We start from the raw sequence: 12,563 nt of genomic DNA, 5'->3' as shown, positions 1-12,563 counted from the left end.
GAGCAAGTCTCACAGGCAATGTGGAATAATGGTCAGGATTGCGAAGAGCGGGCGGTCTGGACAAGTGCGGCACCGGCGAGGGCGCAGGCGGCGCCAAAGAGGTAGACGGCCGCATATCCGAACTGTCCGGCGATGATGCCAGCGACCGGACCGGAAATGCCGTAGGCGATATCGAGAAAAGCCACGAAGCCGCCCATGGCGCTGCCACGATTGGCCGGAGGCACTCGCTTCAGCGCTTCGACGCCGAGAGCGGGAAAGATCAGCGCACAACCGAGGCCGGTGACCAGGGCGCCGGCAAGCGCCATCCATTCATTAAGCGTCACCCAGATCAGCGCCTGGCCGGCTGCAACTATCACCGAGGACCAGAATGCGATGCTATAGCCGCTCATTCTGTCGGGCAGCGAGCCGAATACGACGCGCACGAAGATGAAGCCGATGCCGAAGGCCGTCATGACCAAGCCGGCATTGTTCCAATGGTGGGCTGCGAAGTAGAGCGATGCGAAGGCGGTAAGACCCGACAGTCCCACTCCTTGCAGCATCAGCCCGGCCCCTTCGCGCCAGATTTGGCCGATGACCTTATGGAAGGGCAGACGCGGGCCTGCCGGGCTCGTATAAGAGGTCGAACGAAATGCGATAGCGACTGCGAGTAGCGGGGCAAGGATGCAGGCGATCATTGCGGTCTCCAGGCCATAAGACTGATACAGAGCCATGCCGACCGGCGCGCCGATGGCCAGTGCCGCGAACATGGCAATGCCGGTCCACGACATCGACATGCCTGCGCGCTGTGGTCCGACCGAGGCGATCGACCAGGAGACACAGCCGGTGACGAAGAGGCTCTCCCCGAGACCGGCAATCAATCGCCCGATAACAAGAATTGCAAGGCTGACATCGGGCGAGAGAATGGGCATGGCCGCCGCCAGATAGAGCAGCCCTGCGGTCATGCTGATCGCGGCACCTTGCAGGGCGGAACGCTGACCGCCTTTGAGATCGGTCAAGCGTCCCGCATAGCCACGACTGAGCACGGTAGCGAGAAATTGGATGCCAATCACCAGGCCGACGACCAGATTGTTGAAGCCGAGCTTGTCGTGGATGAAGAGCGGTATAACCGGAAGCGGAAGTCCGACCGCGAGATAGCCACAAAAGAGCGCGGCGATGATCCCCGGGGCAGGGCGGGAAAGATATGCGGGAGCGGCTTTCGCTTCCGTCGTCTCATTGATGAGAGATGCTGACATGACAGCCTCCATTCTGAAAAATCTGTGGGGTAGCAGCGTCGCCGAAAAGCGGCGGCACCGATTCAGGCCGCTTCTTCGGGGGCGGGTGCGCCGAGGCGGTCCAGGCGATAGCCGCTCTTTTCCAGCAGGTAATCGCGCGACGCGGCGATCTCCGATGATAGCTTGATGAGATCGGTGCCGACCAGCTTTCCGCCGCGTTTGCGGATCTCGCCGGCGACCATGACCGTATCAACATCCGAGCGCTCGACGGCCTGGACGATCGTGCCGACGGCGTTATTGACCGGTATGACGGCGACGCCGTCGGCACGTACCATGATGATATCGGCCTGCTTGCCGGGCGCCAGCGAACCGACCTCGCTCTCAAGACCCGCGGCGCGTGCACCGTTTACGGTTGCCGCTTCAAGGACGCGCTCGACGGTGATCGGCAAGGGCACATTATCTTCGCCTCGGAATTTGCGGTAACGCATGGCCGAGCGCTGCTGCAGGAATAGGGCGTGCATCTCGCCGAACATGTCGCTGCCGAAGGCCGTGTCGAGATCGATGCCGATAGCCGGCGTCAGGCCATGGTCGATCGCTTGCTGATACGCGAAACTCTCGTCATCGAAACCGAACAGTGCATCGGAACGCGGGTTGACGGTAATGTTCACGCCGGCATTGGCAAAGAGGCGCCACGTCTCCCGCGGAATGCGGGTGCAATGATTGAAGATGCTGTGCGGGCCGAGCACGCCCTCTTCGGCAAATTCCGGGCCGAGCTTGGCTAGATCGCCGATGAACTCGGTCAGAATGCGCATATTCAGGCTGCGGGCGACCTTCCACCAATCGAGATTGAGCTGGCCGAACAGGCCGACACGCACAAGGCCATCGCCTTGGTTCCAGTTGTCCGCCAGCCGCTTCAGATCGCCCGGTAGGTGTGCGGAGGACGCCTTCTTGTCCATGGCGGCGCCGACCATGTGCAGGGCGCGGATACCGCTGCCATCGAGAGCGTCGAGCGCTGCGTCGGTATGTTCCGGGCTGCGGGAGGAATGGCAAGCGTCGATGACGGTCGTGATGCCGGCATCGAGACAGGCGAGCGCGGTGAGCCGGGTGCTGAGATACATATCCAGCGGTCGATAATGGCAGCCCAGTGTTTCCGCCACCATATCGATATAGGCAAAGAGATCGTGCACATCGGGCATCATACGGCGCATTGCGCCCAGCCACATGTGATGATGGGCGTCGATCAGACCTGGCATGACGATGCTGTCAGAAGCATCGATAACCGTTGCATCGGCAATGGCGAGGTTCTGCCCGATGGCCGCTATTCTGCCGCGTTCCACGAGCAGGTCGCCGATGGGGAGATTGCCGACCGTCTTGTCCATTGTCAGTATGGTGCCGCCTTTGAAAAGCGTGCGGGGATGGTTGAGATTGCTCATGATTGGGTCCTCTCAGGTTTAAAGCACGGGACCGTTATCGCTCTGGAATGATCTTGAATTAAGTGCGTTTATGTCAGATGATTCCTGACCAAAAGTCAGGAGTCGGCACATGTCTTTTGATGGACGGATTCTCTCGGGGGTGAGCGTGTTTGCGGCCGTCGTTGAAGGTGGGAGCTTCGTCAAAGGCGCTGAACTGATCGGCATCACCGATTCCGGTGTAAGCCGGGCCATTGGCCGTCTTGAGACACGCCTCGGCGTGCGCCTGCTCGATCGAACGACGCGCTCGGTGACGCTGACCGACGAGGGCCGGCGGTTTTATGAAGAGGTGAAGCCGCACTTGAATGCGATCGAAGACGCTGCCGTGGTCGTGTCCGGCTCGGCAACAGCGGTGCGCGGTCGTTTGAAAGTGGATATCGATCCATTCTTTCTGCCCCTCGTGCTCGCAGGCCGGCTTGGTGGATTCTGCGAACGCTATCCGGATCTATCTATCGAGTTCGTGACCAGAGAGCATGTCGGAGATCTTGTTGCAGACGGTATCGATCTTGCGATCCGGTTTGGCCAGCCTCGCTTTGCCAACCTGATTGCGCGAAAGCTAATTGAAGCACCAATTCTGACCGTGGCGTCGCCTCGCTATCTGGAGCGCCATGGTCGTCCGGCGCATCCTCGCGACCTCTCCGTTCATCGCTGTCTGCAGTTTATCGATCCCTATACCGGGAGGCCATTCGAATGGGAATTCATCCGGGGAGGCGAGACAATCGATGTTCCGACGAGCGGACCGTTGACGTTCACCGACCCCAAGACCATGCTCGATGAATGCCTTGCTGGAACCGGCATTGCTCAGGTAATCGGCTGGGGGGTTGGGCAGGCATTGGCGACAGGATCGCTGATCGACCTCTTCCCCGACTGGCATGGCGAGCGTTTCCCGCTCTTTGCTTTCCAACCATCACGCAAGCAGCCGCCAGCCAAGGTACGCGCATTTGTCGATTTCTGCGCCGACATTACTGAGGAACTCGAACGTTAGGGGTTGAGGGATGCCGTATACCGCCGATTGATAGTGTGGGCGCTCTTTTTTGAGCGCCTGCGCTAGTCGGCGGAGGGCGGCACCACTTTCCAGCCATTAAAGGCAAATCCATTGGCGCTCGCTGCAACGCGATCGGCATCGTCTGCCGCTGCGTCCGCATGCCGTCGCTGATTCTATCGCGCTATCATCGGCCGCCTTAAGGGGGATGATCATTGCTCATCGAGCCAAGGAAAGGGCAGTCTCAAGCAGTACCTTCGCGCCTGTCTCGATGTTCTCCGAGGTGACAAATTCAGCCTCGTTATGGCTGATGCCGTCTCGGCACGGAACAAATATCATCGCTGTCGGTGCAACACGACTGATGAAAAGTGCATCGTGAAAGGCGCCGGAAACCAATTTCATGTTGGAAACGCCAAGCCTTTCGCAAGCCTTGTCGATCACATCGACGATTGCCGTGTCGAATTGTCCGGGTGCCAAGTCGAAACGTTTTTTGATGAGCACATCGACCATATGGCGCATAGCCGACGCGCGGCATTCCGCGTCGATTTGAGCTTCTATGGAAGAAAGCACGTCTTCTCGCGGATGGCGGATGTCGATGGTGAATGTGACCCTGCTTGGAATGACGTTGACGGAGCTGGGTTCGACGCTCATTCGACCAACGGTCAGCCGCGCCATCGGATCGGCCGGCATGACGAGGAGCTGCAGTTGCGCGATCGCCGCGACGGCCGCCGCCATGGGATCTTTGCGGAATTCCAGCGGAGTCGTGCCAGCATGAGCCGCCTCGCCGCTGAAGGAAACTTCGAGCCATCTGGTTCCTTGTACGCCGGTGACGAGGCCGATCGGGATGCCCGCGCGCTCGAGAACGGGTCCCTGCTCGATATGCATCTCAACGAAAGCGGACACCACATGGCCGACCGGCTGCATCTTGGCTTCCGGCAGTGCCTTCAATGTCGCCTCCAATTCATCGCCAAGCCTGACCCCGTCGGTGCCGCGCGCATCCTGCCACACAGCCATGTCGCCCGCGCCAATAAAGGCCATGGATCCCATGCAGCCGGGAGAGAAGCGGCTACCTTCCTCGTTGGTCCAAGACACAACTTCGACGGATCGTTCCGTAACGGCTCCGGCATCCTCAAGGGCTTCCAGTACCTCGAAGGCGGATAGCGTGCCAAGCGCACCATCAAACCTGCCTCCCGTGGGCTGGCTGTCAAGATGGCTGCCAATCAAAACGGGTGGCAATGAAGGATCATGTCCCTCACGCCGGATGAACAGATTGGCAATCGCATCCTGGTTGGCTTTGAAACCGCGGGCAACGGCCAGTTCCGCAAGCTGGCGCCGGGCCGTCCTATCTCCGATGCTCAACGCTTGACGGTTCACCCCTCCCGCTGGCGTTGCTCCTATCGTTGCAAAATCGGCAATGCGCCGCAGCAGACGCTGCGCATTGATTTGTGGGTATGACGTCATCGATGGATGCCTGTCACGAAGTCTTTTACCCTTTGCGGATCGACTGCGTTCCACCAGACGCCATCATACTTCAGTGAGCTTGCAATGATCACACCATCGGCTACTGACAGAATGTCGTTACCATTTTCCGGCGTCACACCGCTACCGACGAGGGTCGGCAGCCCCGCCGCCCGCTTGATCATTTTGATATAATCGAGATCGGCTGCATGCCCTGTCCTTTGCCCTGTGGCGATAATGGCATCTGCGTCAAAGAAGACGAGATCCTTGACCTGTTCCTCGATCGGTCGGTCCGCAACGATGGCATGCGCTCCATGTTTGACATGGGCATCGGCGAAGATGCGGATGCCATGGGCATTGAGCCGTGCGCGATAGCGCATTGCGCGGGCAGCTTCTCCCTCGATGAAGCCTTCATTGGCGACATAGGCGTTCGCCCATTGATTGACGCGCACGAAGCCCGCGCCTGCCGCACTGGCGATTGCAAGCGCCGGAATGGCGGCATTCGCAAGAACATTGATGCCGATCGGACCGCCGAGTTCGCGACGGATGCGATCGGAGATGACGGCCATGTAGGCCGAGGTTTCGGGGCCGATGTCATCGGGCTTGGAAAAAGGAATATCGCCGTGGTTCTCGATGATCACGGCGTCGCAGCCGCCGGCAAGGTAGGCGCGGGCATCGTCAAGTCCGCGCTGGTAGACGGTCTCGATCTCCTCGCCGGAGTAGCGCGGCGCACCGGGAAGCGGCGCCAGGTGAACGACGCCTATGATCGCCTTTTCGCGCCCGAAAAGATCGATGAGCGCGTTGCCAGCTATCTGCCCGATGGGTTTCATTGTCCCACTCATGTGTTTTCCAGTTCTGATCTCTTGATGATGTCCGAAATTTCCACCCGCGAGGGGTAGGAGGCGAGCGTTCCAAGACGACCGACGGAGATGCCGGCGGCCTTGGTTGCCACGTTCGCGGCTGCGGTCAGGGGTTTTCCTTGTGCGAGCATGCCGACGAGGACGCCCGCAAAGCAGTCACCGGCGCCGCTGGTATCAACGACCGCGCTCTTGGGCGCTGCGAGGAAAACTGGTGTTTGATCCGCCTGATCCCATATGAGGCTGCCTTGGCTTCCAAGCGTCACGACGACGCTTCTCGCTCCTTTCTCCAAAAGCAGGTTTGCCGCTGCCCTTGGGCTTTCCATGCCCGTCAGCGCCGCGGCTTCGCCTTGATTGACGATGACAAGATCCACGTCGGCAAGATCCTCGACCGTCATGTCCGACAGAGGACTGGCATTGAGCACCGTCTTCAGGCCTGACCTCCCGGCAAGCTTCAGACAGCTGGCGGTGACCTCCCTGAACAGGTTGCCCTGCATCAGAAGGATGTCGCCCTTGCTCCAGGTCCGCGTCAGGGCCGATTGCCGGATCGGATCGAAGGCTCGCGCGCAGGCGACGGCGCTGACGATGGCGTTTTCGCCGGCTTCTTCCAGCAGGATCGTCGAACGGTCGGTGGAAAGAGGCAGGCGGATCAGTCGATCGACCTCGAGGTCGCTCTTCAACGTCTCGCTCACGCCATCCGCCATGTCGTCGTCGCCAAGCGCGCTCCAGAAGCACACCGCTGCCCCGCTTCGCGCCGCCGCCACGGCTTGATTGGCACCCTTGCCTCCTATGCCTTCAACGATCGAGGTCGCATTGAGCGTTTCCCCCGGACGCGGCAGGCGTGGCAGGCGGAAGCTCGTATCGACGCAGACATTGCCGACGACGTGGAGGCGCATGGGCGTCAGTCCTTGAGCGTTGCCCAGGCCAGCATCTGCTCGAAGAGCGTCTTGTAGCCGTTCCAGGCAATGAACTCCGGCGGCAGCCAGTGTGGACCGACATCCGAAGTCCAGACGAGTGTCCTGCCGGCGCCATAGGTGCCGGTTACCAAAAGTGGCTGCGAACCATATTCGCCTGAAACCGTCGCAAGCACGTCAGCTCCTGGCTTCGCCTTCACCTCATTGAAACCGAGAAGGTAGGGCCAATCTTTGCCGAGGCCTTTGAGAACCGGGTGGGTGTCATTGCCTGTCACGACGGGCGAAAACCCCTCGGGAACTTCAACGCGGTCATCGATGGCAAGGCAGGTTACCGGCAGCACCTCCTCCACTGGCGTTTTATGATAGCGCGCGCCGCCATTGATGCCTTGGAAGCTGTAATAGCCGCCGAACATCAGCAACGCGCCGCCATTTGTAACGTAATCGCGCAGCAGCTTCAGCCGGTTTGGCGTCCTCTTGGAATGAATCCAGGTATCAGGGTGCAATAGCAGCGTGTTTGCGCCGATATCGGACAGAACGACCGCGTCATATTCCGCGAGTGCTTCGGCTGTCAGCGGGAAATCACGCTGCGCCTCATGGGCCGGCATGAAGGTGACATCAAAGGCGCTGTCCTTCAATGCCTTCAGCAATTCGTCGGCACCGGTGTGATAGGTCACCGTCGGAAACTGATCGAAACCCTTGATATGGGTGGCGGTCGAAACCCATGATTCACCCGCCAGAAGAACCTTTTTCTTGCTCATGTCTGCTCCTTGGATGCACCCGACCTTCAGGCCGAGGCGGAAAATACCGATTGGGGATTGGTGATCAGCATTTGGTCGATCGCCTGCTGATCGACACCGTGACGCTTCAGTCGCGGCAGGAAATGCTTGAGAATGTAGCCGTAGCCGAAGCCGCCATAGCGGGTCAGCATGATCTTGAGAAAGACGTCCTGAGACAGAAGCAGCCGATCGGCGAAGCCCAGGTCTATGAGCGCCCTGATCGCCCTCGCGTTCTCCTCGTCCGATGGCGATTGCGCATTCTGATCGGCGTAATAATAATCCATGCCGATCATGTCGTATTCCAGGAAGGCACCGCGTTCCGCGAGGCTCTTTTGATAATGAAGATCATTATGGCTGGGATTCATGTGGCAGAGCACGGTGTGACGCAGGTCCGCGCCTTCATCCTCGACCACATCAAGGACGCGATGGGCAAGGCGTTCCCATCCCGGCAAATGGATGGATAGAGGCAGGCCAGTCAACCGCGAGGCTCGCGCCGATGCCCTCAAGGATTTTTGCTCCTCGGCTGTAAAGTCCTTGCTGACGCCGACCTCACCGATGATGCCTGCCATGATATCTGGCTGGGTTTCGCCACCGCCGACGTCGTTGACGATGAAGGCGGTGACCTCATCCAGATCCATGCCCTTCAGCCACTCCGGATGCGTATGCTCCAGGTAGAAACCGGTTCCCATGATGATCTTCAGACCGGACATGCGGGCGATGCGGGCCAATTGTTCGGCATCGCGCCCTATGCCAAAGTTGGTGGTTTCAACCACGGTATGGCCGCCAAGCTTCTGGAAGCGGGAAAGTTCGGCTAGCGCCAGATCCCGATCATCCAGCGAGACATTGTCGCGGTTCATATAGGGGTTCATCCGCAACTCGCCGATGATCTCTATTCCAACCGGCTGTTCGGCGATCGCCTTTTCGTCGGGATGGCAAGGGCACTTCCATGAGGTCGCTCCGTCAAGGAAGATGTGCTCATGCATGAGTGTCACACCCATGTCCGCGACCGGAATTGGGCCGAGCACGGTCATCGCGCATCCGGTATGAACGCCAATGGCGTGCCGCGTTCTGGCCCCCTCGGCAAAGAGATGATCCATCATGCTCAGCGGCCTCTTATCGCGCCTTTGAAAAGGCGGAAGTTCAACCAGATTGCCACGAGGATGATGACCCCGGTGACGATCGGCGTGAAGAAGGGCGACATGTGCGAGAGGATCAGGCCGTTGGCGATGACGGCAACCGTCAGTGCGCCGAGCACCGTTCCGACCACTGAACCGCGCCCGCCGAACAGGCTCGTACCGCCCAGTACAACCGCGGCGATGACATCGAGCTCGAAGCCTTGCCCGGCATTTGAGGAGCCGGACCCCAGGCGCGCGGCAAGAATGATGCCGGCGACGGAGGCTGCCACGCCCGATATCACATAGACGAATAGGGTGACTCGCCGCGTGTTGACGCCTGAGCGGCGCACCGCCTCGGCATTGGCGCCGATGCCGGTGACGTATCGCCCGAATGGCGTTTCGTTGAAGGCGATATAGGCCGCGATGAGGGCAACGATCGCGATCATCGCGGGGGCAGGGATGCCAACGAACCAGGCCTGGCCAATCGCGGTGAACGGGCTCTGCGGATCGACCGGAATCGAATAGCCACCGGTGATAAGCAGCGCCAGCCCCCTGATGACCGATAGTCCGGCCAGCGTGACGATGAAGGCGGGGATCCGCTCATAGGCGATGAAATATCCTTGGATTAATCCGGTCGCCGCGCCAAGAAGCATCATCAAAACAACGACAATCGGCCACGCGATTCCTGCCTGCAGGCAGGCGGCCGAAAGCGTTGCTGCAAGGGCCAATACGGATCCAACCGAAAGATCGATACCGCCTGTCGTGATGACGAAGGTCATGGCCGCCGCCACGATCAATAAGGGGGCGGATTGTCTGACCACGTTCAAGAGATTGGGAGCGGTCAGAAAGACATTTGTAAAGAGGGAGAAGAAAATGCAGACCGCGATGAAAAACAGGGCGATTGAAACAATGCCGCCATTGGCTATCGCCTTGTCGTAGAGGCGAGCCTTCCGCAGCCGAGACGACGTGCCGGTTTGGGCGTGAGAGGATGTCATGGTCATATGGAAGCGCCTCGCTCGGTATGTTGGCCGGCCGAGCGCGCGGAAAACTTGCGGCCGACGATCAGGTTGACGACTTCTTCGATATTCGTTTCGGCGATAAGGCGCTCGGCGACATTTTGTCCTTCATACATCACCTGGATGCGATCGCAGACGAGGAAGAGATCCTGCAGCCGATGCGTGATCAGAATGACGCTGACGCCGCGGGCGCTGACCGTGCGGATGAGCTCCAGCACCGCCTCGACTTCGGCAACAGCCAGGGCCGCCGTCGGCTCGTCCATGATCAGGACCGAAGGATTGAATGACGCCGCACGTCCGATCGCGATGGACTGGCGTTGCCCGCCTGAGAGATTCTCGACCTTTAGATGCGTGTCCGGAATGACGATGCCGAGCCCCTCCAGCATATGGCGCGCCCGTTCATGCATGGTCTTCTTGTCGAGGATTGGAATGCCCGCAAGCTTCCACCTCGGTTCACGCCCCAGAAAAAGATTTCCAGCCACGTCGACCGTGTCGCAAAGGGACAGATCCTGGTAGACCATCTCGACATGCGCGGCGCGTGCGTCAGCGGGCGAGGCAAAGGAAATTGGTTTGCCGTCGATCTCGATCGTTCCTGAATCCGGGATGACCGCGCCCGAAAGCACTTTGCTCAGGGTCGATTTGCCGGCGCCGTTGTCACCGACGAGGCCGAGGACCTCGCCCGGTTTCAAGGTCAACGACACATTGTCCAATGACTGCATCGTGCCATAGCGTTTGGAGATACCGGTCATCCTGACGCGGTAGGTATCAGCGTTTGTCATATCAATGCTGCCTTGCGGAAATGGCCTTAGCCATGATGCCACAACGTCACGGCCGATGCGATCGGCCATGACGTGACGAGATGCGGGGAGTTATTTGAACATGCCCCGGAACTTGTCGACATTTTCCTTGGTGACGATGGTGACAGGCACATTGATGATCGGATCGATCTTCTCGCCCTTTTTCACCTTGACGAGCGCTTCGACGGCCGCCTTGCCTTCGCCGGCCGGATCCTGCTGGATAACGGCCGTCACCCAACCCTGATCGATGCCCTCGATCGCTTGCTTGGTCAGATCCCAGCCGAAGACCTTCACGTTACCTGTTTTGCCCTGGCTGGTGACAGCCGCAACGGCGCCGAGGAGTGCCGGCTCGCCGGTCGCATACAGCGTCGTCATGTCGGGATTGGCGGTAATGAGATTTTCCGCCGCGCTGAGGGCGACATCCTGGACGTTCTGACCGTCCACGGTATCGAGGAAATCGACCTTCTGGCCGCCAGCCTTTACCGCCGCCTTGAATCCATCAAGACGCTGGTTCTGGATGAAGGAATTGAGCGCGCCGACCACGCCGACCTTGGCGCTGCCGCCCATCTTGTCCTTGACGTAATCGGAATAGAACTTGCCGATCTGCTCACCCGCCTTGGTATTGTCGACACCCACGAAGGCGATGTTGTCGCCGTTCGGGATCTGGGCATCGATAGCGATGACCGGAATGCCGGCCTTCTTGGCGGCGGTGATTGCAGGCTTCACTCCGTTGACGTCGATGGCGACCAATATGATGCCGTCGACCTTCTGGGTGATGTAGTTCTCGATGGCGTCATTTTGCGCGCTGGGCACGTTGTTGGCGTTGAATATGACGAGATCGGCGCCGGCTTTCTTTGCCGCCTCCTTGGCGCCGTCATTGATCTGGTTGAAGAAGAGAGCCTGCTGGTTGATCGTCACGAGAGCCAGCGTATTCGCCATCGCGGCGCCGGCACCGCAGGCAAGTGCCACGGTCGCGCCAATCGCGCAACCGAACAGGTATTTCTTGAGATGCATGATCGTTCCCCATGTTTTTGGATTGCAAGGGGAGTATTCAAGTAACTTGAATGATTGTCAAGTGACTTGAATTTGTGGCTTTGAAGATGATCGCAGGTTCGCTTTGAGGACGGTGGCGGCGCTAGAAGGTCGCCGGTGTGTTGACCCAAAAGATGCTTGCGCGATCCGCGCCCACATTGCGATACCAATGGGGCAGCTCGGAGTTGAAGACGAAGCTGTCGCCGACGGAAAGCCGGAATGTCCGTTCGCCAACCATCAGTTCGATCTCGCCGGCGAGAACGTATCCAACCTCCTCGCCGACATGCTGGATCGGCCCGGCGCTTTGGCCACCAGCCTCAATGTGGTGGATGTTGCATTGAAGCAGATGGCCTTGCGAATAGGGGATTATCCGTTCGAGAGATATGCCTTCCCCCCTGCGCAATGGGTCGAGCCCAATCAAAGGTCTTGTCCCGGAACGAAAGACGATGCCCTCTTCACCGTCGGCCTCCTCGAACATCCAGCCAATATTCGTACCCAGAACACCGACAAGCCTATGCAACATCGGTAACGAGGGCGAAGCCTTGCCGTTTTCAATTTTCGACAAAAGGCTTTCAGAGCAATCCGCGGCCAGGGCGAGAGCCTTAAGGGTCAAGCCCCGGGTTTGCCTGGCGAGCCTTAGACGGCCTCCAAGCCGCGCCGGATTGGTCAGTATCTTTTCCTCGTTGTCTTCTCCCGATTTGCCGGGGGATCCAATCATGTTCATGTTTCTGGTGTCGCCGTTACAAAGCCAAAGCTTAACGCCACCCCTCCGCATCTGTCTAGCTATCACGAGCGCCGGTGACATGGGCGCCAGGGCGACTTCTCCACCAGCGCCTGTTTCACAGGGAAAGCTGATTGTCGTCCTGAATTCCGTTATGCGGTCCTCTCGTCGACCTGCGGCGACGTTGCCGGAGATTATTCGCGGAGTTCGCGCGG

The 12,563-nt window shown here is 59.3% G+C and carries 12 protein-coding genes; 1 reads left to right on the top strand and 11 read right to left on the bottom strand.

Annotated features, from left to right (window positions below):
- Positions 1-32: 32 nt before the first annotated feature.
- Together FBZ99_RS26330 and FBZ99_RS26325 are read right to left on the bottom strand one after the other, a co-directional pair.
- The gene (locus FBZ99_RS26330) at positions 33-1,232 is read right to left on the bottom strand and encodes an arabinose transporter (protein WP_186450358.1); all 1,200 of its coding nucleotides are present in this window, start codon (positions 1,230-1,232) and stop codon (positions 33-35) included.
- A 62-nt stretch (positions 1,233-1,294) separates the two neighbouring features.
- Entirely contained in the window at positions 1,295-2,644 is a 1,350-nt protein-coding gene (locus tag FBZ99_RS26325) for an amidohydrolase family protein (RefSeq protein WP_145635717.1), read from the bottom strand.
- Positions 2,645-2,753: 109 nt separating this feature from the next.
- Here FBZ99_RS26325 and FBZ99_RS26320 point away from each other — a divergent pair, with 109 nt between their 5' ends.
- Positions 2,754-3,665 (top strand): LysR family transcriptional regulator, encoded by a 912-nt coding sequence (locus tag FBZ99_RS26320; protein WP_145635715.1) that lies wholly within the window; start codon positions 2,754-2,756, stop codon positions 3,663-3,665.
- Positions 3,666-3,881: 216 nt separating this feature from the next.
- Here FBZ99_RS26320 and FBZ99_RS26315 read toward each other — a convergent pair whose 3' ends face one another.
- The 9 genes from FBZ99_RS26315 to FBZ99_RS26275 form a co-directional block, all read right to left on the bottom strand.
- Positions 3,882-5,123, bottom strand: a complete 1,242-nt coding sequence (locus FBZ99_RS26315) for a Zn-dependent hydrolase (RefSeq protein ID WP_145635713.1) — start codon at positions 5,121-5,123, stop codon at positions 3,882-3,884.
- Positions 5,120-5,962: a BtpA/SgcQ family protein gene (locus tag FBZ99_RS26310; protein ID WP_113421135.1), complete on the bottom strand. Its 843-nt coding sequence runs from the start codon at positions 5,960-5,962 to the stop codon at positions 5,120-5,122. Before FBZ99_RS26310 ends, FBZ99_RS26315 begins: the two co-directional genes overlap by 4 nt.
- Complete coding sequence (locus FBZ99_RS26305) at positions 5,959-6,873, bottom strand: ribokinase (protein ID WP_145635711.1); 915 nt, start codon at positions 6,871-6,873, stop codon at positions 5,959-5,961. The genes FBZ99_RS26310 and FBZ99_RS26305 overlap by 4 nt, the downstream gene beginning before the upstream one ends.
- 5 nt (positions 6,874-6,878) lie before the next feature.
- The gene (locus tag FBZ99_RS26300; RefSeq protein WP_113421133.1) at positions 6,879-7,649 is read right to left on the bottom strand and encodes a glutamine amidotransferase; all 771 of its coding nucleotides are present in this window, start codon (positions 7,647-7,649) and stop codon (positions 6,879-6,881) included.
- Between the two features lie 26 nt (positions 7,650-7,675).
- Positions 7,676-8,764 carry a phosphotriesterase family protein gene (locus FBZ99_RS26295; RefSeq protein ID WP_113388678.1) on the bottom strand — a complete coding sequence of 363 codons (1,089 nt, stop codon included), beginning with the start codon at positions 8,762-8,764 and terminating at the stop codon, positions 7,676-7,678.
- 5 nt (positions 8,765-8,769) lie between these two features.
- Positions 8,770-9,777, bottom strand: coding sequence for an ABC transporter permease (locus FBZ99_RS26290; RefSeq protein ID WP_233788545.1), 1,008 nt, complete (start codon positions 9,775-9,777; stop codon positions 8,770-8,772).
- Positions 9,778-9,779: 2 nt separating this feature from the next.
- On the bottom strand, positions 9,780-10,577 hold the full coding sequence (locus FBZ99_RS26285) for an ATP-binding cassette domain-containing protein (protein ID WP_145635709.1): 798 nt from the start codon (positions 10,575-10,577) through the stop codon (positions 9,780-9,782).
- A gap of 90 nt (positions 10,578-10,667) precedes the next feature.
- Positions 10,668-11,609 carry an ABC transporter substrate-binding protein gene (locus FBZ99_RS26280; protein ID WP_113396489.1) on the bottom strand — a complete coding sequence of 314 codons (942 nt, stop codon included), beginning with the start codon at positions 11,607-11,609 and terminating at the stop codon, positions 10,668-10,670.
- 121 nt (positions 11,610-11,730) lie between these two features.
- Entirely contained in the window at positions 11,731-12,345 is a 615-nt protein-coding gene (locus FBZ99_RS26275) for a cupin domain-containing protein (RefSeq protein WP_113353533.1), read from the bottom strand.
- Positions 12,346-12,563 lie beyond the last annotated feature (218 nt).

Origin of the sequence: Rhizobium sp. ERR 1071 (assembly GCF_007828675.1) — a bacterium.
Lineage (GTDB): Bacteria > Pseudomonadota > Alphaproteobacteria > Rhizobiales > Rhizobiaceae > Rhizobium > Rhizobium dioscoreae.
The sequence above is the reverse complement of the archived record's forward strand: the minus strand, read 5'-3'. Positions and strand labels throughout refer to the sequence as shown.